Source organism: Intrasporangium sp. DVR (genome assembly GCF_040365325.1).
Taxonomy (GTDB): domain Bacteria; phylum Actinomycetota; class Actinomycetes; order Actinomycetales; family Dermatophilaceae; genus Intrasporangium.
Window position 1 is genome coordinate 214610 of sequence record NZ_BAABZW010000024.1, and the last position, 22702, is coordinate 237311.

Annotated in this window: 21 protein-coding genes, 1 tRNA gene and 1 other RNA gene; 12 read left to right on the forward strand and 11 right to left on the reverse strand. The window is 71.3% G+C overall.

The genetic code is table 11. From position 1 onward, the window contains the following. Positions 1-87: 87 nt before the first annotated feature. The 5 genes from ABWV20_RS17385 to ABWV20_RS17405 all read right to left on the reverse strand — a co-directional run bounded on the left by ABWV20_RS17385 (position 88) and on the right by ABWV20_RS17405 (position 5190). Complete coding sequence (locus ABWV20_RS17385) at positions 88-720, reverse strand: DUF5063 domain-containing protein (RefSeq protein ID WP_353357381.1); 633 nt, start codon at positions 718-720, stop codon at positions 88-90. Between the two features lie 84 nt (positions 721-804). Further along, positions 805-1404, reverse strand: a complete 600-nt coding sequence (recR, locus tag ABWV20_RS17390; RefSeq protein WP_353357383.1) for a recombination mediator RecR — start codon at positions 1402-1404, stop codon at positions 805-807. 62 nt (positions 1405-1466) lie between these two features. Further along, positions 1467-2141 carry a lysophospholipid acyltransferase family protein gene (locus ABWV20_RS17395; protein ID WP_353357385.1) on the reverse strand — a complete coding sequence of 225 codons (675 nt, stop codon included), beginning with the start codon at positions 2139-2141 and terminating at the stop codon, positions 1467-1469. Between the two features lie 48 nt (positions 2142-2189). After that, complete coding sequence (locus ABWV20_RS17400) at positions 2190-2945, reverse strand: class I SAM-dependent methyltransferase (RefSeq protein WP_353357387.1); 756 nt, start codon at positions 2943-2945, stop codon at positions 2190-2192. A gap of 25 nt (positions 2946-2970) precedes the next feature. Further along, positions 2971-5190, reverse strand: a complete 2220-nt coding sequence (locus tag ABWV20_RS17405) for a DNA polymerase III subunit gamma and tau (protein WP_353357389.1) — start codon at positions 5188-5190, stop codon at positions 2971-2973. Between the two features lie 213 nt (positions 5191-5403). On the opposite strand from ABWV20_RS17405, the gene ABWV20_RS17410 reads away from it, so the two are divergent. Together ABWV20_RS17410 and ABWV20_RS17415 are read left to right on the forward strand one after the other, a co-directional pair. Next, entirely contained in the window at positions 5404-5865 is a 462-nt protein-coding gene (locus ABWV20_RS17410) for a DUF3817 domain-containing protein (RefSeq protein WP_353357391.1), read from the forward strand. A gap of 159 nt (positions 5866-6024) precedes the next feature. Beyond that, a complete protein-coding gene (locus tag ABWV20_RS17415; protein WP_353357393.1) occupies positions 6025-7257 on the forward strand; it encodes a GNAT family N-acetyltransferase in 1233 nt (410 codons plus the stop codon). A gap of 39 nt (positions 7258-7296) precedes the next feature. Here ABWV20_RS17415 and ABWV20_RS17420 read toward each other — a convergent pair whose 3' ends face one another. Together ABWV20_RS17420 and ffs are read right to left on the reverse strand one after the other, a co-directional pair. After that, complete coding sequence (locus ABWV20_RS17420; protein ID WP_353357395.1) at positions 7297-8514, reverse strand: MFS transporter; 1218 nt, start codon at positions 8512-8514, stop codon at positions 7297-7299. 69 nt (positions 8515-8583) lie between these two features. Continuing rightward, positions 8584-8682, reverse strand: an RNA gene (gene ffs / locus ABWV20_RS17425) — signal recognition particle sRNA small type. A 5-nt stretch (positions 8683-8687) separates the two neighbouring features. Between ffs and ABWV20_RS17430 the strand changes: the two genes are divergently transcribed. The 3 genes from ABWV20_RS17430 to argF all read left to right on the forward strand — a co-directional run bounded on the left by ABWV20_RS17430 (position 8688) and on the right by argF (position 10175). Then, positions 8688-8915: a hypothetical protein gene (locus ABWV20_RS17430; RefSeq protein WP_353357397.1), complete on the forward strand. Its 228-nt coding sequence runs from the start codon at positions 8688-8690 to the stop codon at positions 8913-8915. A gap of 10 nt (positions 8916-8925) precedes the next feature. Further along, positions 8926-9013: transfer RNA gene (locus ABWV20_RS17435), tRNA-Ser, on the forward strand. Between the two features lie 127 nt (positions 9014-9140). Then, the gene (gene argF / locus ABWV20_RS17440; protein WP_353357399.1) at positions 9141-10175 is read left to right on the forward strand and encodes an ornithine carbamoyltransferase; all 1035 of its coding nucleotides are present in this window, start codon (positions 9141-9143) and stop codon (positions 10173-10175) included. A gap of 70 nt (positions 10176-10245) precedes the next feature. Here argF and ABWV20_RS17445 read toward each other — a convergent pair whose 3' ends face one another. The 3 genes from ABWV20_RS17445 to ABWV20_RS17455 all read right to left on the reverse strand — a co-directional run bounded on the left by ABWV20_RS17445 (position 10246) and on the right by ABWV20_RS17455 (position 13812). Then, positions 10246-12696 carry an exo-alpha-sialidase gene (locus ABWV20_RS17445; protein WP_353357401.1) on the reverse strand — a complete coding sequence of 817 codons (2451 nt, stop codon included), beginning with the start codon at positions 12694-12696 and terminating at the stop codon, positions 10246-10248. 218 nt (positions 12697-12914) lie between these two features. Continuing rightward, positions 12915-13451, reverse strand: a complete 537-nt coding sequence (locus ABWV20_RS17450; RefSeq protein WP_353357403.1) for a LytR C-terminal domain-containing protein — start codon at positions 13449-13451, stop codon at positions 12915-12917. A gap of 64 nt (positions 13452-13515) precedes the next feature. Then, on the reverse strand, positions 13516-13812 hold the full coding sequence (locus ABWV20_RS17455) for a type II toxin-antitoxin system VapB family antitoxin (RefSeq protein WP_041307157.1): 297 nt from the start codon (positions 13810-13812) through the stop codon (positions 13516-13518). A gap of 116 nt (positions 13813-13928) precedes the next feature. Between ABWV20_RS17455 and ABWV20_RS17460 the strand changes: the two genes are divergently transcribed. From ABWV20_RS17460 to arsM, 5 genes are all read left to right on the forward strand, one after another. Further along, complete coding sequence (locus tag ABWV20_RS17460; RefSeq protein WP_353357406.1) at positions 13929-15491, forward strand: helicase HerA-like domain-containing protein; 1563 nt, start codon at positions 13929-13931, stop codon at positions 15489-15491. Between the two features lie 6 nt (positions 15492-15497). Then, a complete protein-coding gene (locus tag ABWV20_RS17465; RefSeq protein ID WP_353357408.1) occupies positions 15498-16382 on the forward strand; it encodes a CoA transferase in 885 nt (294 codons plus the stop codon). Positions 16383-16538: 156 nt separating this feature from the next. Further along, positions 16539-17243 carry a M23 family metallopeptidase gene (locus tag ABWV20_RS17470; RefSeq protein ID WP_353357410.1) on the forward strand — a complete coding sequence of 235 codons (705 nt, stop codon included), beginning with the start codon at positions 16539-16541 and terminating at the stop codon, positions 17241-17243. Between the two features lie 63 nt (positions 17244-17306). Further along, complete coding sequence (locus ABWV20_RS17475; RefSeq protein ID WP_353357412.1) at positions 17307-17702, forward strand: ArsR/SmtB family transcription factor; 396 nt, start codon at positions 17307-17309, stop codon at positions 17700-17702. Further along, on the forward strand, positions 17683-18441 hold the full coding sequence (arsM, locus tag ABWV20_RS17480; RefSeq protein ID WP_353357414.1) for an arsenite methyltransferase: 759 nt from the start codon (positions 17683-17685) through the stop codon (positions 18439-18441). The genes ABWV20_RS17475 and arsM overlap by 20 nt, the downstream gene beginning before the upstream one ends. A gap of 86 nt (positions 18442-18527) precedes the next feature. Here the strand turns inward: arsM and ABWV20_RS17485 are convergent, their stop codons facing one another. Further along, complete coding sequence (locus ABWV20_RS17485; protein WP_353357416.1) at positions 18528-19028, reverse strand: hypothetical protein; 501 nt, start codon at positions 19026-19028, stop codon at positions 18528-18530. A gap of 455 nt (positions 19029-19483) precedes the next feature. On the opposite strand from ABWV20_RS17485, the gene ABWV20_RS17490 reads away from it, so the two are divergent. Both ABWV20_RS17490 and ABWV20_RS17495 read left to right on the forward strand, forming a co-directional pair. After that, a complete protein-coding gene (locus tag ABWV20_RS17490) occupies positions 19484-22324 on the forward strand; it encodes an AAA family ATPase (RefSeq protein WP_353357418.1) in 2841 nt (946 codons plus the stop codon). A 75-nt stretch (positions 22325-22399) separates the two neighbouring features. Further along, complete coding sequence (locus tag ABWV20_RS17495; protein WP_353357420.1) at positions 22400-22684, forward strand: hypothetical protein; 285 nt, start codon at positions 22400-22402, stop codon at positions 22682-22684. Positions 22685-22702 lie beyond the last annotated feature (18 nt).

The window sequence follows — 22702 nt, forward strand, 5'->3', positions numbered from 1 at the left end:
TCATGCCGCGACCGTCGACCGAACAACAACCCGCACTGATTCGTGGGACGGGTCAGTGCGGCAGGGGTTGAGAGGACCGGTGGGCGCTCAGGGGTGGAGCGCGTCGAACTCCGCCTCGGAGACGCGCTCCTCGTCGGCGTCCAGCCGGAGGTGGGAAAGGATCGAGTGCAGGGCCCGCATCGCCGCGAGCGCGCGGTCGCCCCAGGACGACAGGTAGCTGAACTGCCACCACCAGAGCGCCTCGACCGTGCGCCCGCTCGCGTAGTGCTTGAGGCCATGGGTCAGGGCCAGGGCGATGTCCGCGAGGTCGTTCGTGATCGAGCCGTCCACCCGCTCGGGCGACGTCACGGGGTCGACGACGTAGACGTAGTCGTCGATGCCCACCAGCAGGTTGGCGAGCCCGTCACGCAGCGGGTCCGGGTCGTCGTCAGGGCCCGGGTCCGCCTCGAAGCGTTCCTCGAGGACGACGTCCTGGATCGCACCGAGCCGCGCCCCTGCCCCGAGGATCTGGGAGAGCGCGAGCGTCAGCAGCGGGATGGCCGTGTCGGGAGAGTTCCCGGAGGCGACCTCGGTGACGGCCGTGAGGAAGGCGCTCGCCTCGTGGGCCGTGAGGTCGGCGAGACTGCTCAGCTCGTCGTGCGCGGTGCTCACCTCGTCCGTCGCACTGGCGTCGGCCTCGCCGCGCACGGTGTCCTCGTGGGCGGTGTCGTCGGTCGTCATGTGGTCAGCCCCCTGCCGGTAATGGCGTGTCGTATGCCGCTGAGCTGGGTCTCGCTCGCGGGTCCAGTCTGCCGGGTGGCCGGGTCAGGCGTCGACCCGCCGGCGACCCTCAAACGCGCGGCCCAGAGTCACCTCGTCGGCGTACTCCAGGTCGCCGCCGACCGGCAGCCCGGAGGCGAGCCGCGTGACCGTGACCCCCACGTCGCGCAGCAGCCGCGAGAGGTAGGTGGCCGTGGCCTCTCCCTCGAGGTTCGGGTCCGTGGCGATGATGACCTCCTGGACCTCCCCCGAGGCAAGCCGCTGCATCAGCTCGCGCACCCGCAGGTCGTCGGGGCCGATGCCGTCGATGGGGCTGATCGCGCCGCCGAGCACGTGGTACCGACCGCGGAACTCGCGAGTGCGCTCGATCGCGACGACGTCCTTGGGCTCCTCGACGACGCAGATCGCGGTGTGGTCCCGGCGAGAGTCGGCACAGATCCGGCAGCGCTCCGCCTCCGCGACGTTGCCGCACTCCTCGCAGAAGCGCACCCTGGCCTTGACCTCGGTCAGCGCCGTGACGAGCCTGGTGACCTCGTCCATGTCCGCCTGGAGCAGGTGAAAGGCGATGCGTTGCGCGCTCTTGGGACCCACGCCGGGAAGTCGGCCGAGCTCGTCGATCAGGTCCTGGACCGCGCCTTCGTACACCCCTGCAGCCTATGCCCCAGGACCGACCGCTCCCGTGCAGGAGCGGAACGCGGCCGCGCCGCTCAGTCCTCGGCTGCGCCGCCGGGCACCTCGTTGTAGGCGTCGACCCGCTCCTGGCCGGTGAGCGACGCGATGGCGTCCATGACGTCGTCGGTCAGCCGCCGGCGAGCCCGCCCCGCCGGCATTCCCTGGTATGCCTCGACCCCGATCGGCGTCCCGAAGCGGACGGTCACCTTCGCGAGCGTCGGGAAGCTGGCCCCGACCGGCTGGATGTTCTGCGTGCCGATGAGCCCGACGGGCACGACGGGCACCTGGGCGTTCAACGCGAGCCAGGCCACGCCCGTGCGACCGCGGTAGAGCCGACCGTCCCGCGAGCGGGTCCCTTCCGGGTAGATGCCGAAGGCGTCCCCGGCCCGAAGCACCTCGAGGCCCTTGTCGAGACTCTCCTGGGCCGCGGTCGGCGAGTGCCGGTTCACGGGAACCATGCCGACGGCGTCGAAGAAGGCCCGCTGCAGCGCCCCCGTGACGCCGTTGCCCGTCCAGTAGTCCTCCTTGGCCAGGAAGCGGACCTGGCGAGGCGACACGAGCGGGATGGCGAAGGAGTCGATGAAGGACAGGTGGTTGCTCGCCAGGATGACGCCGCCCTTGCGGGGAACGTTGTCCTTGCCTTCGATGGTCGGCCGGTAGAGCGCGTGACTGAGCGGCACGAGCACCCCTCGACCGAGGCTGTAGAACATGGCGCTCACTTTAGGGGTCAGCCGGGGATGTCGTTCTTCGTGCCCACCTCAGACTGTTCCGCACGCAGCCCACGCCGTGGCCTCGAGCTCGAACGGCGACTCGGGGAGCAGCTGCCGGCATCGCTCCCGGAGGGCGACGCGCGCGTGCTCCGGGAGGGACGCGACATACGCGCCGGCCGGGCCGACGCCGTAGGTGTAGGGCTCCCACCACTCGTCGAAGCTCTGGTGGGCGAGCCGCACGACGAGCTCCCCCGATCGCACCCCGGTCAGGTTCGCGCCTTCGAGCAGACGCTCGAGGTCGCCGGCGCGGGCGCCGCTCAGGTCGCCCTCGGTCCGCGCCTCCGGGTCGAGGTCAGTCGCAGCGTGCCAGAAGGTGGACAGTGGGGCGCGACCGCCCGCGAAGTCCCAGACGCAGGCCGACACGGAACCGCCGGGACGGGTCACGCGGGCCATCTGCCCGATGCCGGCCACGGGGTCCCCCATGAAGTGGACGACGAGCTGCGCCAGCGCATGGTCGAAGGTGTCGTCGGCGAAGGGCAGCTGCTCGGCAGCTCCAGCTCTCACGTCGAGGCCGGGGAGTCGCGCCCGAACTGCGTCGAGGAACGGCGGTGACGGGTCGACTGCGGACACCGCCGCCGTCCCGAGCCGGTCGACGAGTCGCGCCGCCAGCGCGCCGGGACCGCAGCCGACATCGAGCGCCCGCTCCCCCGGGCGCACCCCGACCCAGTCGACGAACTGCTCCGCAAGAGGCTCCGAGTAGCGCCCCATGAAGCGTCCGTAGGCGTCAGCGGCGACGTCGAACACGGTCCGACGCTACGCCGGGCAGGGGTCAGTCGTCGATCTCCGAGATGACTCGTCCGCCGAGGACCTTCTCGATGACGGCCCGGCCGACGTCGCCCGACAGCTCGATGTCCTCGTCGTCGTCGCTGACGGCCGCGTCGTCGGTCACCCGGCCGAGCGCGACCGCCTTGGCCGGCGGCTCGCCCGGTGACCTGAGACCGCCGCGCCGAGCCGCGCCGAGGGACTCGCGGACGGCGCTCGCCCCGGGCGCTGTCGCGGACCTCACAGGTGGCGGACCCTCTCGCTCTGACTGGGTCGCGGCGCCGGTCGATGGTCGCGTCGCCCATTCGGGGGCGGGGGCGCTCACGCTGCCCCAGCCGGCGTTGTCCTCGAGGGAGCGGCCAGCCGGTGCGGGCCCACCGGCGGGCGGCCGGCTCGTTGGACGCGTCGGTGGACGGGCCGGTGGAGGCGCCGACGACTCCCGCGAGTCTGCCGAACCGCCCACCGCGGGCGGGGGGCCGGAGTCCGCAGGGTCTGCCGGTGCGCCGGCGCCACGGGGATCCTCGGGGTCCGGGCGGGGTCCGGGCGGACCGGATCCTTCGGGCGGGGCGCCGGGGGACGACGCGTGGCCGGCCCCCCCGACATCGGCGACATGGACCCCGTCGACGACGGCATCGACGCCGAGCTCGTCGATGAGCGCTTGGCGGACGATCTCGGCGTGGTTGCCGGATCGGAACGTGTTGGTCAACCCGGCCGTCGCGATGCCCAGAGTCAGGGTCGTGCCGTCGTAGCCCATCACCTGCGCGTGCTGAGAGACGAACGTCCACGTGATGCGGCGGCGCGAGAAGATCCGGCCGAGGACCTCCGGCCAGGCTCGGCGGATCGCATCGGTGTCCATCCCACCGGGAGCCGACGACGGCGCGTTCTGCACACTCGAGTCGGCGGGGGCCGGCGCGTTCTGCACACTCGAGTCGGCAGGGGCCGGCGCGTTCTGCACACTCGACTCGGCGGGGTCCGGCGGCGCTGGGACGGGGGGTGCCTGTGGGGGCGAGCTCAGCGGCATACGGGCTGGGGCTGGGCCGTGGGACGGAGCCGCGGCGCTCGGGACCCCGCCGACCTCGAGCCGGCGCTCGAGCCGGTCGAGGCGGGCGCCGTAGCCGGCCTCACCGGACGACGCGGGGAGCAGCACGCGGGCGCAGATCAGCTCGAGCTGCATGCGGGGCGCGGTCGCGCCGGTCATCTCGGTGAGCCCGGCGTTGACGATGTCGGCCGCCCGGGACAACGCACCGGGACCGAATGCCGCCTGCTGCACCCGCATCCGCTCGAGCTGGTCCTCCGGGACGCCGCGCAGGACCTGCCCAGCCTCCGGCACCGCCGCGACGATGATGAGGTCGCGGAGCCGCTCGAGGAGGTCCTCGATGAACCGTCGCGGGTCGAGACCGGACTCGATGACCCGGTCGATCTGCCGGAACGTCGCCGCCCCGTCGCCCGCGGCGAGCGCGTCGACCGTGGCGTCGAGCAGCTCACCGTCGGTGAACCCGAGGAGCGAGACGGCGCTCTCGTAGGTGAGCCCCTCGGGGCCGGAGCCGGCGATGAGCTGGTCGAGGACGGACAGCGAGTCGCGCACCGACCCTCCGCCGGCCCGCACGACGAAGGACAGCACGCCGGGGGCCACGGCCACGCCCTCCTGCTCGAGCAGGCTCTCCATGTAGGCGGTCAGCTTGGCCGGGGGCACGAGCCGGAAGGGGTAGTGGTGGGTGCGCGACCGGATCGTCCCGATGACCTTCTCCGGCTCGGTCGTCGCGAAGACGAACTTCACGTGCTCGGGCGGCTCCTCGACGATCTTGAGCAGGGCGTTGAAGCCCTGCGTCGTCACCATGTGCGCCTCGTCGATGATGTAGATCTTGAAGCGGCTCTGGGCGGGACCGTAGGAGGCGCGTTCGCGCAGGTCACGCGCGTCGTCGACGCCTCCGTGGCTCGCCGCGTCGATCTCGATGACGTCGACGCTGCCCGCCCCGCCACGGGCCAGGGCGACACACGAATCGCAGACCCCGCACGGGTCCGGCGTCGGCCCCTGCTCGCAGTTGAGGCACCGGGCGAGGATCCGCGCGCTCGTGGTCTTGCCGCACCCGCGGGGACCGCTGAACAGGTAGGCGTGGTTGACGCGGCCGGTGCGAAGGGCCTGCATGAGCGGCTCCGTCACGTGCTCCTGTCCGATCACCTCGGCGAAGCTCTCGGGCCGGTAGCGGCGGTACAGGGCGGTGGCCATGGACGAAACCCTAACCGCCCTCACCGACGATGTCGTATGCCGCTGAGCCGGCTTGTGGACGCCCGCTCGCTCCCCGCCCTCCCGCCCTTCGCCCGCCCCGCAACACACCCGCTCACCGTCTGCCGGCACCTGGTGCAGCCGGGGTGATTTGTCGATGAGCGGGTGTGTTGCCGAGGATGGGGTGCCGCTGCTACGACACCTGGTAGGAGACCCATGTCGCCCCGCACCCTGTACCGCCGAATCGCGCTCGCCGAGATGGTGACCTGGGCCCTGCTGCTGGTGGGAATGGTCCTCAAGTACGTCACCGGCACGACTGACCTGGGCGTGCGCGTCTTCGGGTTGGTGCACGGGGTCGTCTTCATCGGCTTCGCCCTGGTCACCCTCCTGCTCTGGGTCAACCAGCGGTGGACGATGCGCGAGCTGGTCCTCGGCCTGGTCCTCGCTGTCCCGCCGTTCCTCACCGTGTGGTGGGAGCGCCGGCTCGAGCGGGCCTGCCGCCTCGAGGGCGGTTGGCGCCTCAGCCACGCCGCCGACGCCCCGGCCACGCCGGCGGAGCGGCTCGTCGCCTCTCTGGTGGCTCGCCCGGCCGTCGCCGTGACCGTCGGCCTCCTCGCGGTCGCCGCGCTCGCGGGGCTGGCTCTCGTCGTGGGCCCACCGGTGGGCAGCGAGGGCTGACCTCGCTCGTAGAGTGACGACGGGGATGGTCCGGGTCATCACCGCGGACGTCCGCGCCGCCGGTTGTGCGCATCCAGGGCGGCCTCCCTCTTCGAGCAGGTGGGCCATCGCACTCTGGTCGGGTCGAGCCGAGGAGGTCCGGGCCCTAGAGTCCCGGGGGTGAGCCACCTGCGGATCCGAGACGTCACCGAAGCCGACCTGCCTGCCGCCCTCGCCATCCGGCGGCGGTCCTTCGGCCCGCTCGGCACGGGCGGGCAGGCTTGGTGGGACGGTCTGGCCAAGGAGGTCCTCCCCGACCGGATGCTTGCCGTCGTCGACGAGGCGGACACGATGCTCGCCACGGGCCGGGCGCTGCCCTTCGAGCAGGCGTGGGGCGGCCGTCACCTGCGCATGGGCGGGGTCGCGGGGGTCTACGCCGAGCCCAGCGCGCGCGGCCAGGGCGTCGCCTCGCTGCTCATGCGTGGCCTCATCACCCGCATGGTCGAGCTCGGTGACGTCGTCTCGTGCCTGTTCCCGACCGCCCCGGAGCTCTACCGTGGCGTCGGCTTCGAGGTGGGCGGGGTCCAACCCCGCTACTCGTATGCCGCTCACGACGTCCGCGCTGTCCGTTCCCGCAGTGGTGGGTTGCGTCCGAGGCCAGCCCGGCCCGGCGACGCCGAGCTCGTCCACTCCCTGCTCCGGGACCATCACGCGCGGCACGCGCTGAGCGGCCCGATGCTGCCCACGGTGGACACGTGCCGCGATTACCTCGAGGACGAGGAGCAGATCAGCTACGTGCTCGATGCGGCCGGTGGGCCGAGGGGTTTCGTCTCGTACTCCCTCGCGGACGAGGTCCTCACGGTCGAGGAGATCGTCGGCGAGTCACCCGAGGCCACCGCCGCGCTGTGGGCGGTGGTCGGGTCCGGCTCGTCCGCTGCGCCGACGGTGCGCGGCCACCTCGACCCGCGGGATCCTGGCCGCCTCCTCCTCGGCAACGTGCCTGAGCTCGACGTGCGCGAGCACGTCTGGATGCTCCGGGTGCTCGACCTCCGGGGCGCCATGGCAGCGCGTGGCTTCTCACCGCACGTGACGGCGTCGGCCGAGGTCGTCGTGGAGGATCCCGAGGTCCCGGCCAACTCCGGCACGTGGACGATCTCGGTCGACGCCGGCTCCGGTCGAGCAGACCGGGTCGGCGAGCCCGACGGCACCGGTCGGGCGGGAGCGAGCCCAGCGGCATACGACTCCGATCACGAGCCGACCCGGCTGGGAGCACGCGGACTGGCGGGCCTGTGGTGCGGGTGGAGCGTCTCACGCCTCCGGCTGGCCGGGCTGGTCAGCGGTGGTCGGCCCGAGACCGACCGGGCCCTCGACGCGATGTTCGCCGGCAAACCTTATCTGACGGAGTACTTCTGAGGCTCACCTGCCTGCGGCCCGCGCACACCTGACGCCGGGTCAGGAGTGGCTCGGCTCGCGCACAGCGGGGAGCGCGGCCAGAGCCAGCACGGCCATCGCCCCGACGACCACGAGCGACCGCAGGACACCGACGTGGTCACCGAGGAAGCCGAGCAGCGGCGGGCCGGCGATGAAGGCCGTGTAGCCGATGGTCGACACGACACTCATCCGGGCGGGTGCGCGACGGGGCTCGTCGGCCGCGGCACTCATCCCGACCGGGAACCCGAGGCTGGCCCCGACCCCCCAGATGGCGGCGCCGATGAAGGCCACGACCGGGCCACCGAAGACGACGAGGATGCTGCCGGCCACGGCCGCGACGAAGAGGACCCGCAACACCGGCAGGCGGCCCCGCTCGTCGAGGAGCCGGGTGCCGAGGATCCGGCCCCCCGTCATCGCGGACAGGAACACGGCGAACCCGAGGACGCCGGCCCACCGGGGCAGGTCGTAGCCGTCGGACAACGCGACGCCGATCCAGTCGTTGGCCGTGCCCTCCGTGAAGGCGGCGGCGAAGACGACGACACCGATGAGCAGCGTGCGCGGCTCCCGCCAGGCTGCGGCGATACCGGCCTTGCCGCGACCCGCGTTCGCGCTCGCCTCGCCCGTCCGCTCGCCGGACTGGTCGTCCTCCGCATCACGGGGCAGGAAGGCGCGCAGGAACCATGGGGTCACGGCGAGGAGCAGCACCACCGTGCCGATGACGTGCACGAGCACGGACACGTGCAGGAACGAGAGGCCCGCGCCGATGATCGCGGAGACGACCGTCCCGCCGCTGAACGCCGCGTGGAAGTGCGGCATGATCGACCGGCCGAGGAGGCGTTCGACCGAGGCGCCCTCGAGGTTCATCGCGACGTCGAAGACCCCCGTGCCGACGCCGACGAGAACCAGCCCGGCCATCGCGACACCGCGGCTCGCCAGGGCCGTCACCCCGATGCCGACCGCGACCAGGCCGATGCTCTGCACGAGCGCCGCGCCGAGCGTGGAGCGGGCCGCCCCGAAGCGGTGGACGAACCACCCCGACAGGGGCAGGCCGACGACGGCCCCGATCGACAGGGCGAACAGCGTGAGGCCGAGCTCGCCGGCGGTGAGGCCGAGCTCGTGCTTGATGTCCGGCACGCGCGAGGCGAACGCCGCGAAGGCGGCACCGTTGACGGCGAACGCCGTGAAGACAGCGTTGCGTGCCGTGCGGACCGCGGGGGTCGGCGGTGCGATCGCAGACATGGGTCAAACCTCTCGGGGGAGACGACCGGGGGACGCAGCGGAGCGGCATCCGACCCCGTCGCCACCGGGGAAACAGGGACACCCCGCGTACCTGGAAGAGCTCTCCTACCCTTGCTGCATTCCTGCCCTGGGGGAGTTCGGGGAGGTACCACCACGCGGGGTGCCGACGGTCAGTGTATGCCGCTGGGCTCGTCAACCTGAAATGGGGCTTCCGCCGTGGTCGGCTCCACCACGGCGCGCCGCAGACCGTTGACGTGCGCGGGCAGCCGACGCTCGGCGGCGAGCGCCACGACGACGAGGAAGGCGATGGAGCGGGCACCCAGGTCACGGCTGATGAGACCCTGAAGGACCCACTGGTCCGGGGGGCCGCGGATTTCATCGAAGCGGCCCGACTCCGGTAGCCTGCCCGACGGAGGATTCGCATAGTGGCCTAGTGCGCACGATTGGAAATCGTGTTGGGATAAAACCCTCGGGGGTTCAAATCCCCCATCCTCCGCCACCGAGTGGGCCCCCCGTGCGAGCGCACGGGGGGCCTTCGTGCTCATCCCGGTCGCCTTGTCGGCACGTTGGTCACACTCGGTGAGATTCCTTTGCCCGCCCGCCTGATGGGCTGGAAGCATCAGGTCATGACCCTCGCTGCACTCTCCGGCCTCGGCACGCTCCGCGGGCTCCACGGCCGGAACGTCCTCAAGGAGACCGACCTCACGCCGGACGAGTTCCGCTCCCTGCTCGACCTCGCGGCTGAGCTCAAGGCGGCCAAGCGGGAGCGTCGTGAGGAGCGACGCCTCGAGGGGCGCAACATCGCGCTCCTCTTCGAGAAGACCTCGACGCGGACGCGATGCGCCTTCGAGGTGGCGGCGGCGGACCAGGGGGCGAGCACCACCTATCTCGACCCAGCGGGCTCGCAGATGGGGCACAAGGAGTCGATCAAGGACACCGCGAGGGTGCTCGGCCGCTACTACGACGGCATCGAGTACCGCGGCGCCGGGCACGACGTCGTCGAGACGCTCGGGGCGTGGGCCGGAGTCCCCGTCTGGAACGGCCTGACCGACGACTGGCACCCGACCCAGTCGCTCTGCGACGCGCTGACGATGCGGGAGCACGCGGCCAAGCCGGACAGCGAGGTCGCCTTCGCCTACGTCGGCGACGCGCGTTTCAACATGGGCAACTCGCTCCTCGTCATGGGGGCGATGCTCGGCATGGACGTGCGGATCGTGGCGCCACGCTCGCTGTGGCCCTCCGACGCCGTCGTGGCACAGGCGAGGTCGTATGCCGCTGAGTGTGGTTCCAGGGTCACCCTCACCGAGGACGTGGCTGAGGGTGTGAAGGGCGTCGACTTCGTCCACACCGACGTGTGGGTGTCCATGGGCGAACCGAAGGAGGTCTGGGCCGAGCGCATCGACCTGCTGGCCCCCTACCAGGTCAATGCCGAGCTGCTGCAGCTGACCGGCACCCCCGGAGTGCGGTTCATGCACTGCCTGCCCGCCTTCCACGACCTGGAGACGAAGGTCGGGAGGGACGTGCACGAGCAGTTCGGGCTCAAGGAGCTCGAGGTCACCGACGACGTCTTCGAGTCCGAGGCCTCGATCGTCTTCGACCAGGCGGAGAACCGGATGCACACGATCAAGGCCCTCCTCGTCGCCACCCTCGCCGATCTCTGAGCACTCGGAAGGAACCGGCGCGTGATCCCGTCGGGGTCACGCGCCGGTCATTTTCCGTGTCGGCGGAACGTCAGCGCGTCCGGACCGGACGGAGCTCCGCGGCCGCGGCGAAGTCCAGACCGTTCACTGCGCTGAGCGCCTCCAGCCGGACGTAGCGCGCGCTGTGCGGGGCGAACCGGACCTCCTCCTCTCCCTTGGACGAGGCGAACCTGCCGGTGGCCACCTGCGTCCAGCTCGTGTTGTCCCGGCTGACGGAGACCGCGTAGTCGGCGATGTCGCCGTTCGTGCCCACGGCACGACGCAGGTAACGGAGGGCGGTGAGCGGCTGCTCCTCGCCGAGGTCGAGCGTGATCTGGTGCGGGTACTGGGCGGGCGTCCCCGTCCACCTGGAGTGCCAGATGGTCGCCGGGTTGCCGTCGACGGCGTTGACGGCTCGGCCGTCCTCGCCGAGGGTCTCCTCGCTCGAGACCGAGGCGATGGAGATGCCGGAGGCCGGCACGAGCTCCTCGCCCGACCGCAGGTCGTTGGAGACCTCGACGCCGTGGATGGTGCCGACGAAGCCCCAGCGGTTGTTCGGGGCGGCCGGTCCGCCGTTGACGGAGAAGTGTCCGCGGTTCATTCCGAGGGTGAGGTTGGGCTTTCCGCTCGGGTTGAGGGTGTGCGGCCGCGTGAGCGCCGTGACGTCGGCGAAGAAGCCCTGGCCGCTGGCCTGGGCGATGACGTCGCCGTCGAGGATCAGGGACGTCACGCCGGCGTTGCTGGCCGCGATCAGCTCGTGCACCTGGCCGTCGGCCACGTCGACGTTGCTCTGGAGCCGGACGGGATAGACGCTCGTTGCGGTGCGCACCTCGACGTAGGGCCGACCGCCGTTGAGCGAGACGATGACATCCCGCACGGCGCTGATCGGGTCGGCGAGCGACAGGAGCGTCCCCACCGCCGGCCGGGACGTCGTGCTGAACCGCACCGTCACGGCACCTCCCGTGAGGTCCTTCACGGCGTCGACCTGGTCGGTCAGGTCGGTGATGGTCGCGCCGTCGTAGCTGCGCTGCGTCGTGTCGCTGAGCACGAGGTTGCCGCCCTTGACGACGATGCTGCCGCTGCCGTGCGAGGACCCCTTGTCGCTGACGAACGTGACCGTGTAGGGGTAGGCGTTCGTCGCGACGCCCTCGGGCACCTGGACCGGGACGCGGACGGTGGCCTTCGCTCCGCGCTCGAGCTTCGCGACCGGCACCTCGGGCGCCGTGAACCCGGGCGGCAGGTCGAGGACGACCCGGCCTCCGTCGATGGCTCCGGTCTCCTGGCTCGTCACCGTGACCTCGACCTCGGCGGTCCCTCCGGGCTCGCCCGGGGCCTGCGTGCGGCTCGTGACGGGCGCGCACACGCCGTCGATCCAGTCGTCGCCGAAGCGGGCGAAGCTGATGTGCTGGTAGCCGCCCCGCTCGTAGAGGAGGCCGAACTGCCCGTCACCCAGGGGCGTCAGGGTGGAGTACTCGGCGGCACCGGGCTCCACGACCTTGCGGATCGGCCACGTGACGCCGTTGTCACAGGACTGGCGGATGGTGAGGTTGCGTCGCCCGCTCTGGGTCGCCGTGTTGCTGAAGAGGAGCTTGCTCGCATCAGGTGAGCTCGGGGCTGCTTCGGCGTCATAGCGGATGATCGACCCGTTGTTCTGCGGGTCGATCAGCTCGTCGTCGGCGTGCAGGCCGGACCAGGTCTCACCACCGTCGTTCGAGAAGGCGACCTTGCGGTAGCCGCCCGCGGCCCGAGAGTTGAGCATGAGTCGACCGTCGGACAGCTCGACGACCTTGTTCTCGTCCATCCCGGGCCCCAGCAGCTTGCCGAAACGCCACGTCTCCCCGTGGTCGTCGCTGATCAGGCTGGCCGCCCAGTTGCCGCCCTGGTAGCGGACCGCGTACTGCTGGACGAGGCGGCCGCGGTGCGGACCCCGGGTGATCTGGATGCCCTCGCCCGAGGCGGCGAAGAGCCCGGCCCACCGCGGGTCCTTGACCTCGCTCGTCAGGCGCCGGTGCTCCCAGGTCAGGCCATCGTCGTCGGACCAGCTGACGTCTGCGTGCAGGACGTTCGGGTCGGAGTCGTCGTTGCCGGTGCTCGAGCCGAAGTACCCCTGGTTGATCGAGGCTGCGTGGAAGAGCCAGATCCGCCCCGTCTGCCGGTCGGTGACGAGACTCGGGTCCCCGAACCCGGGCTTGCCGGGCTCGTAGCGGACCACCTGCCGGTCCTGCCAGGTGGTGCCGTTGTCCGTGCTCCGGCGCAGGACGAGGGCGATGTTGTTCGGGACGTCGCCGTAGTTGGGCCGCCCGTCGTAGGCGGCGAGCAGCGTCCCCTCGGTCGATGTCGTCAGGGCGGGGATGCGGTAGACCGGGTACCCGTCGCCCGTGTGGTCGAGGTCGGTCCGAAAGATCCCGGGCTCCTCTGCCGCCGTGGCGACAGTCGGAGCGACCACTGCGGGTGTCGCCAGACAGAGAGCGAGGCCGGCCAGGGCCGCGCGACGTACATGCATGAACTGCTCCTCCACGTTGAAGATCAGGACCTCATCGCGTCATCCGACATACGATGTCCGATGACCTTAATGATCCGTATGTCCCCAGGCAAGGGTGAGTCCACGGGCGGACCACGATTCCGCGCCCGCGGGACGGGAGCGGTCGCGCGTGGGTGACACGAGAGGGGCCACGAGAGGGAGCCGGCGCCGTGCTGCGGCGCGGCTGGCGGTCCGGTCGCTCAGCCCTCGATGGTCACTGTGGGGCACGGCGGCAGGGCCGGCCCGGTCGCCGTCGCCGTCGGGGCGGGACCGAACTGCTTCCACGCGTTGCCGAGGACGAGGTCGACCGTGTCCCCCTTGCGCTTGTCACGAGCGAGGACGGCGCCCTTGACGTGCTGGGCGAGCAGCTTGGCCGACTCCTCACCGGCGGGGCCGTAGCGGATCTGCGCGGGCGCCTTGATGGTCTTCTTCAGCGGGTCGTTGGAGACGTTGGCGATCTTGAAGCCGCGGTCCGCGGCCCGCTTCGACGTCGCCAGGGCAAGGCCCTGCCGACCCGTCGCGTTGTAGACGTTGATCGTCACGTCGGCGGGCGTGAGAGGCGCCTGGGCCACGACCGTGGTGCAGGGCCCCGGCCGCGGCGTCGTCTCGCGGAAGTAGGTCGAGGCGTAGTAGAAGGCGCCGGCCAGGCCGAGCAGGAGGACCGCCAGGGTCACCGTCGCGCGCCGTCGGCGGCGGGCGCGGAACTCCAGAGCGTCGGCATCGTCGACCAGGCTCATGGGACTCCTCTACCCGCGGCAAACCCACCGTGACGCTCCCCCGTGCGCGTCGGGAGAGCCCGTGTCAGGAGAGTACGAGGACTCGGGCGTGGAGAACAGGCCTCTGCTGCAGAGCGGCCCGAAGTGCCCGGTGGAGGCCGTCCTCGAGGTAGAGCTGGCCCTCCCACTCCACGCAGTGGGGGAACAGGTCTCCGAAGAACGTGGAGTCGTCGGCGAGGAGGCCGCGGAGGTCGAGCGTGCTCTTGGTCGTGATGAGCTCCCCGAGCTGGACCACGCGCGGCGGGACGTTGGACCAGTCCTTGGCCGTCACGAGGCCGTGGTCGGGGTAGGGACGGGTGTCGCCGACGGCCTTGAAAATCACCTCGACACTATAGGCAGGGTTCCGACCGAGCCGGGGACTTGCTCGGGTCCCGTCCCCGTCAGACCAGCCCGTGTCCACCCCACCGAGAGGTCCTCCCCGTGGCTAGAGTGCGATGCGTGACCGACCCAGCTTCAGCAGCGACCCAGCTCGACGAGATCATCGCCGGATACGCGTTCGAGGGAGGTGTCATCAAGCTCGGCGCCGCGGTGCTCGACGGGGAGGCACACCCCGATGCCGCCGTGCAGATCCCACTCACCGTGCTCAACCGGCACGGGCTCGTCGCCGGAGCCACCGGCACGGGCAAGACGAAGACGCTCCAGCTGATGGCCGAGCAGCTGTCCGACGCGGGCGTCCCGGTCTTCCTCGCCGACATCAAGGGTGACCTCTCCGGTCTGGCGAGCCCCGGCGAGGGCGGCGCGAAGATCACTGACCGGGCGACGTCGGTCGGCATGCCGTGGGAGGCCCGCGGCTACCCGACCGAGTTCTACTCCCTCGGGGGCCAGGGCAGCGGCATCCCGGTGCGCGCGACGATCACGTCGTTCGGTCCGGTCCTGCTGTCCAAGGTGCTCGGCCTCAACGCCACCCAGGAGAGCAGCCTCGGCCTGATCTTCCACTACGCCGACAAGAACGGCCTGGCCCTGCTCGACCTCAAGGACCTGCGGGCCGTCATCACGCACCTGACCTCCGACGAGGGCAAGGCGGACCTCAAGGAGCTCGGAGGACTCTCGTCCGCGACCGCGGGCGTCATCCTGCGCAACCTGATCACCTTCGCCGACCAGGGCGCCGATGCCTTCTTCGGCGAGCCCGAGTTCGACACCAACGACCTGCTGCGCACGACCGGCGACGGCAAGGGGATCATCTCGTGCCTCGAGCTGCCGCAGGTCCAGGACCGCCCGCAGCTGTTCTCGACCTTCCTCATGTGGCTGCTCGCCGACCTGTTCCACGACCTCCCGGAGGAGGGCGACCTCGACCGCCCGAAGCTCGTCTTCTTCTTCGACGAGGCACACCTGCTCTTCGACGACGCGAGCAAGCCGTTCATGGATGCCATCGAGCAGACGGTCCGCCTGATCCGGTCCAAGGGCGTGGGGGTCTTCTTCGTGACCCAGTCGCCCAAGGACGTGCCGCCGGACGTGCTCGCCCAGCTCGGCAACCGGGTCCAGCACGCCCTGCGTGCCTTCACCCCCGATGACGCCAAGGCCCTCAAGCAGGCCATCGCCACGTACCCGCACACGCAGTACGACATGGAGAAGCTGCTCACGTCCCTCGGGATCGGGGAGGCCGTCGTCACCGTCCTGTCGGAGAAGGGCGTGCCCACCCCCGTGGCCTGGACCCGGATGAAGGCGCCCAACTCCCTCATGGACCCAGCCCCTCAGGCCACAGTCGACGCGATCATCGCTCGCTCTCCGCTCGCCACGAAGTACGCCGAGGTCGCTGACCGTGAGTCGGCCTACGAGCTGCTGGCCAAGCGGCTCGAGAGCGCACCGAGCCCGCAGGAGGAGCCGGCCCCGGCGCCCGCGACGACCCCGTCGACGCGCACCAGGCAAGCCGAGGAGGACCCCGGCCTCGTCGAGCAGGTCGTCTCCTCGGGGGCGTTCCGGTCCATGCTGCGGTCAGCGGGGACGGTCATCGGCCGTGAGATCACCCGGAGCATCTTCGGCACCTCACGTCGGCGCCGCTGAAACGACATGAGTGACGCAACCCTTCCCCTCCACGGCATCTCGGTCGTCACCATCGCGACGAACATCCCGGGGCCCGTGGCCGCGGCCCGGTTGACGGCGCTCGGTGCCACCGTGACGAAGGTCGAGCCGCCGTCGGGCGACCTCATCACGCGCGTCGCCCCGGACTACTACGCGGAGCTGACGGCCGGCCAGGAGGTCGTCACCCTCGACCTCAAGACTCCCGAGGGCGTCGTGGCGATGGAGGCGCTGCTCGCGGCCGCCGACGTGTTCATCACGTCGCACCGGCCCTCCGCCCTCACCCGTCTGGGCCTCGACTGGTCGAGCATCCACGCGCGTCATCCGCGGCTGTGTCACGTCGCGATCGTCGGGCACCCCGGGCCGGAGGCCGAGGTCCCCGGCCACGACCTCACCTACCAGGCGGTCAACGGCCTGATCTTCGCCGACGAGGGGTCCCCGCGCCTGCCGGCCACCCTCGTCGCCGACCTGGCCGGTGCTGAGCGGGCCGCGACGGCCGCGGTGACCGCCCTGTTCGCCCGAGAGCGGTCGGGCGTCGGCAGCCACCAGGAGGTCGCGCTGTCGGTCGCCGCGGAGGGGATGGCCGACCCGTTGCGGCACGGGCTCACCGCGCCGGGCGGGATCCTCGGCGGCGCCCTGCCGGGCTACGCGATCTATGCCGCGAAGGACGGGTTCGTCGCCTGCGCGGCGCTCGAGCCGCACTTCCTCACCCGGCTCCAGGAGCTGCTCGGGGGCAGCGACCGCGAGGCCATCGCCGCCGCCTTCCGGGGCCGGACCACGGCCGAGTGGGTCGAGTGGGCCCGCCGGCACGACCTGCCGCTCGAGGCCATCCCCCACCAGAGACCCCGCCGCACGCAAACCCCACCGCCCACCTGAGCGCGGGGGCGCTCGGCGGCGAGCCCAGCGGCATACGGATCACGTCGTATGCCGCTGGGCTCGGTCCGCGCCCACGTGCGGGCTCCGTGGCGGCTCTCCGGCCCGCTCGGAGGTCTGCTCGAAGGGAGGCGGCGTCGGCCCTCTAGGGTGGCCGACATGGCCGAGGGTCCCCCGCCACCCGTCTCCGCCGAGCCGATCGTCCTCCGGCTGCCCTTCGACGGTCCGTGGATGGCTCAGAACAGCCCGGCCCGGCGCTTGCCGAGCCACGGGGTCGACCTCTTCGGCGAGACCTACGCCATCGACTTCGTCGCGGTCGACGACCGGGGCCGCAGCGCGTCGCGCCGGGACTGGCGGACGTGGCTCGCGACGGAGCCACCCGACCGGTTCGTCGGCTTCGGCAAGCCCCTCCTCGCGCCCGTGGACGGCGTCGTCGTCGCCGTCCACGACGGTGAGGTCGACCACGAGGCGCGACGGTCGCAGCTGGCGCTCGTGCCCTACGCGCTCAGCCAGCGCGCCCGGCTCAAGGCCGGGATCGGCGCGATCGCAGGCAACCACCTGGTTCTTTCCCTGGGGCAGCACCGGGGCTTCGTCGCGATGGTGCACCTCAAGGCCCGGTCGCTGCGCGTCGCCGTCGGCGAGGCCGTCACCGAAGGGCAGCACGTCGCCGACTGCGGCAACTCCGGGAACTCCACCGAGCCCCACGTCCATCTCCAGGTCATGGACAACGCAGACCTGGCCGTCGCTCGCGGACTGCCGATGGCCTTCCGCGACTTTCGTGAGTGGCCTGGTGGCCGAGGAGCGTCCGTCGTCCACGCGACCGGCATGCCCGGGGAGCGAGCGGTCGTGGAACCGGTCGCCTGACGAGGGTGCGGGGCCCCGCTGCCTCTTGCTCGGAGCCCGTTGATCGACTATCGTCGATAATCGATGGACGAGATCATGGGGCGCGACGACGCCGAGGAGTACGCAGAGTGGTTCCGCACCCTCGCCGACGCCACCCGGGTTCAGCTGCTGGCCTGGCTGGCGCGTCAGCCGGCGCCAGTGCCCGTCAAGGACATCGTGGCGACGTTCCCGCTGTCCCAGTCGACCGTGAGCCACCACCTTGCGGCGCTGGCTCGCACCTGCTTCGTCATCGCGGATCGCCGGGGCACGAGCACGTACTACTCCGTCAACGCCGCCTGCATGACGGCCCTGCCGGGCGCCTCCGCCGCGATCATGAACGGCCCGGTGATCTCGTGCTGCAGCCCGACGAGCGCTGTGCCCCAAGCCGGCCCGACCGAACCCTCCCAGAGAAGGAAGAGCCATGACCGAGAGCCTGCGTGAGACCGTTCGCGCCAAGTACGCCGCTGCCGCCAAGGAGGCGTCCGCGCCCTCGAGCGGAGGATGCTGCGGGTCCACGACGTTCGTCGACCTGACCACCAACGACCAGGGGCGGGCCGTGTTCGGCTCGGCGCTGTACGAGGACGAGTCGATCGAGGGGGCCGAGCAGGCCGTCGAGGCGTCGCTCGGATGCGGCGTTCCCACGGCGGTGGCCGACCTGCACCCCGGAGAGATCGTTCTCGACCTCGGCTCCGGCGCGGGGGGTGACGTGCTCATCTCCGCGAAGCGAGTCGCACCGGGCGGCAAGGCAATCGGGCTCGACATGACCACCGGGATGGTGGAGCTCGCTCGGCGCAACGCCCGGGCGGCCGGCGTCGACAACGTCGAGTTCATCGAGGGCTACCTCGAGGACATCCCCCTCGAGGACGGCTCGGTCGACGTGGTCATCTCCAACTGCGTCATCAACCTCGCCGCGGACAAGGCCGTGGTCCTCGCCGAAGCAGCCCGGGTGCTCCGGCCCGGCGGCCGGTTCGCCGTGTCGGACGTCGTCGCGGACGAGGACATGGACGAGGCGACCCGGGCCGACATGGAGGCGTTCACCGGCTGCATCGCCGGCGCGCTGACCGACGCCGACTACCGGGCAGCCTTGACGGGCGCCGGTTTCCAGGACATCGAGATCTCACGGACGCACCGCGTGCACGAGCACGCCTGGGCCGCCGTCGTCCGCGCCCGGCGCGGCTGACCCCTGGTCGACCGGGAACCAATCACGGTCTGCCTGACGTGAGGTGGTCCCCGAATGGGCTCGGGGACCACCCCCGTCGAGGACGGTCAGCAGGCTCCGCGCACGCGCGGGAGCAGGCAGCCCGAGTCGAACGTGCCGAGGTTCTCGGTGATCCCGTTGGTCGCGTCGGCGAGCGTCACGCTGGAGTACGACACGGACGCGATCTGCCGAGTCTGGCCCTTGGGGCAGGAGAAGTCTCCCGGCGAGGGTGGGTCGACGGTCAGTGAGGCGGTGACCTGGCCGTTCTTTCCCGAGCTGAACGTGCCGGAGGCGCTCACCGGGCCCGCAATGGTCGTCTTGTTCGACGCGGACGGGTTGGCGCCGCCCTTGTTGACACAGACGTAGGTGACCGAGGCGTCCGCGCTGAGCGTGTAGTTGATGTTCTGGTTGGTGCCGAGGCCGGCCTCCTTGAACGACACCGTGAGCGAGCCGTCCCCGTTGATGGACCCGGCCGCCCGGACGAAGTGCGGGCTCGTTGCCAGCGCCGCCGGAGCAGCGAAGAGCAGCGAGGCGGTGAAGACCGCGATGAATGCGAGCAGTCTGCGCATAGGACCACTTCCTTGATCGTGATGAATCGGTGCGCCACGGATGGACGCACTCCCCCTGACGACTGTCAGGCCTGCTCCCCACGCAGGCGGGCGAACCCCACCTCCCCCCTCCCGAGCGGACGGTGCTGACGTCCCCGGCCGTGAGTGCGTCGAGGCGGACGGGGCGAAGGGCGCGCTCGCACCCGGTCACATTCCCCCCACTTCATCGCATCCCGGCCAAATCCCCACTCGGGCAAACGATTTCATTTCACGGTAGAACTGCCGACCTGCGAGTGCCACGGTTTTGGTGAAGGTGGGGCCCTGATCTTTCCGGCATTCCGCACCAACCGTGACAGACGGTCGAGCGCTGCTCCCGTTCGCACCCGCCTTCGAAGGCTGGCGGCATACCCGGGACGCGGTGGCGACCGCGGCCTAGTCTGGGATGGATCGGCGCTGCCGATCGGACCGGGAGTGCCATGGGACCAGTTGCCCGGGCCGGCGCGCTGGTGGGTCGGACCGAAGAGCTGTCGACGCTGCAGGCGCTCGTGCGCGCGCAGGACGGCGGCGCCGCGGCCGCGGTCGTGGTCGGTGACCCCGGGATGGGCAAGACGCGGCTGCTGGCGGCGGCCGCCGACCTGCTGCGCAACCATCGGGTCTTTCGGATGACGGGCTTCGAGCCGGAGCGGCACGTTCCCCTGGGTGCGGCGCTCCCGTTCCTGCGCGAGATCGACCAGCTGGGGCGCGCCGTCGGTCAGCTCCAAGCCCTCTTGGTCCCTGCCGGCCCGGAGCTGGGCAGCGTCGAGCCGGCCCGGCTCTTCGAGGCCGCCCACCGCGCCCTCCGGGAGGTGACCGACCCGGCACTCGTCATCGACGACCTGCAATGGCTCGACGACCTGTCCCGGGCGCTGGTCCACTATCTGATGCGAGCCGCCCTCGACGACGACGAGGGTGTGCTGATGGTCTGCGCGACGCGACCGGGCCCGGACTCCGCCGCCTTCGTCGCGTCCATCCAGGACCTGTTCGCGGATTCGGGCCACTGTGCGCAGCTCACCCTGGGTCCGTTGGCCCGCGCCGAGGGTGCCGAGCTGGCGCAGAGGCTGCGTCCGGGTCTCTCCTCCGTCGAGGCGGAGCGGATCTCTTCCGCCGCCTCCGGCTCACCCTTCTGGATCGAGCTGGCGATCCGGGCCGGCGCCGACCCGGGCGTGCGTTCGACCGCCATCACGGCGATGCTCCGGGTGTTGGGCTCCGACGCGACGCGATGCCTGGCCGCTGCCGTGATCGGCGGGCGGCCCGCCGACCCCCTCGAGCTCGGCGAGGTGCTCGCGTGGCCCGAGGCGCGGGTGGCCGCTGCGTTGCGCGAGCTGATCAACCGAGGCGTCGTCATCGCCGAGGCGGGATGGTTCCGAGTCGCCCACGACCTGGTGCGCACCGCAGCGCTGAGCCAGCTTCCCCACGAGCAGAGCCGACGCCTCCATCGCCAGTTCGCCGCGGTCCTTCAGCGGCGGGCAGCCGGGAACCTCCAGGTGCTCATGGAGGCCCTCGAGCACGAGGGTGCGGCCGGTGTAGTGAGCACCCAGCTGGCGTTGGAGATCGCGAGGTCGCCACAGCGTCGAGTCCTCGGACAGTCCGGACTGCACCGGCTGGCCGCCGTCGCCGACCTGCCGAACCCCGATGGCGCCCAACGGCTCGCCTTCGACCGCGCGCTGGCCGACCTGGCTGAGGAGATCGGCGACAGCGACTTCGCCTTGCGGCGGTTGACACAGCTGAGTGAGACCCTGCCGCACGGCGCCGACCGGGCATCGGCTGCGCTCGCTGCGGCACGCCACGCGGTTGAGCTCGGTCGGGTCGCGGAGACCAGTGCCCTGCTCGCACGCGCCCGACGCGCCGGCTCGGACGACCCGTGGACCCACGTGGGAGCGGATGCCCTCGACTTCGCCCGGTTGGCCTGGCTGGAGCATGACGCCCTCGCAGCGCGGCCCTACCGGACGGCAGCGATCACCGCGGCCCGAGACCTCCTCGCACGGGCTGGCTCCCTCGAGTCCCTTCCTCGAACCGCCCGTCAGGCCTACGTCGAGGCGGTGGACGCCGAACGTGTGTCGCACCTGATGGCCGGAGACCTGACGGAGGTGCTGGACATCGCCGACGAGCTGGTCGAGGCCACCAGGGGGATGGGCGAGCGGCACCTCGACGCGCGGCTGTTCCTCAGCGTGGCCCTGCGGCTCCTCAACCGGTGGCAGGAGGCGGAGAGCCGGGCCGTCGAGGTCAGGCGGGCCGCTCACCAGCAGGTCTACCCCGGGATGGAGGCCTACGCCGGACTCGAGCTGGCTCTCGTCGTCTACCACCTGGGCCGAGTGGCTGAGGCTCGACAGCTGCATCAGGACGCGCGTCGGTTGTGCGAGCGCGTCGGCGCGTCGGTCGACGCCGCGGACACGTGGCTGTGCGGCTTGCGGGAGGTGATCGAGGCGTCGTCGACCGACTGGCGCACGGCCGTCGAGTCGCTCCGCCAGCAGGCGGACCACCACGAGAACCCCCACTATCGGATCATCCTGCGGCAGCGAGCAGCGTTGTGGTCCGCACGGTTTGCGCCCGCCGACACAAGGGACCTCGTCGTGGAGCTCGTCGACTCCGCTGACGCTGACGCGCGGAGCGCCGGCTGTGTCCGGTGCGGCGCCGACCTCCACGTGATCGGCGCCGAGGCGCTTGCCCGCGTCGGCGAGGTGGCCGCGACCCGCCGCCTCCTGCGCGCCTGGGACGCTCAGTGGCCTGACCCCGATGCCCGCGCGATGTTCCACCGGCTCAGGGCTGACGCCGCACTGGCTGCCGCGGGAGGGGACGCCGAGACGTCAGAACTGCTGCGTGAGGTGATCGCCTCCGCAGCTGCGTCGGGCACGAGGCTGGAAGAGCTGTGGGGCCTGATCGACCTCGGCACCGTCCTTGCGGGTGCGGACCGGGTCGCGGCGAGACAGGTGTGGTCCGCCGCGTCACGACTGGCCGAGGAGCTGGGCGCCATCTCCGAGCAGGGTTTCGTCGACCAACGGCTCCGGGCGATCGGCGCGCGACGAGTGGCCCCGCCCCGCAGACCCGCTGCGGACGCCTCACCCGTTGCCAGCCTGACCCGTCGTGAGCTCGACGTCGCCTGTCTCGCCGTCAGGGGTGCCCGCAACGTCGACATCGCCCGCACGCTGTTCATCTCGCCGAAGACGGTCGAGCAACACGTCTCGCGAGTGCTCGCCAAGCTCGCGGTGCGCAACCGAGCAGAGCTCGGGTCGCGGTATGCCGACGACCTCGACGCGGCAGCCGCCGGCGAGAAGAAGTAGGGAGATCCCCGGATACCTTCTGTGCGTCTGCGTCTCTAGCGTCGGTGGTACCGATCGAGGCGACAGGAGGCGAGCGTGATGCCGATGCTGGTCGTGCTGGTCGATGGGCGCCGAGAGGTCGCAGCACTCGACGTGACGACCGCCGGCCGTCTCGCTGCCCTCGGCGTCACCCATGTGACCGTGGCCCGCGACCGATCGACCGAAGCGGTGGTCCTCGAAGGCTGGGCCTTCGACGCCATCACCCACGTGGCGGAAGCCAGCGCCTTGGTCGGTGGCAGAGCCGCGACCCGGACCCTGCAACCCGTCCTGCAGGTCCTGATCTCCCCGGCGGGCTGGGCCGGTGAACCGGCACGGGTTTGATGCCGCATCGTTTCCGGT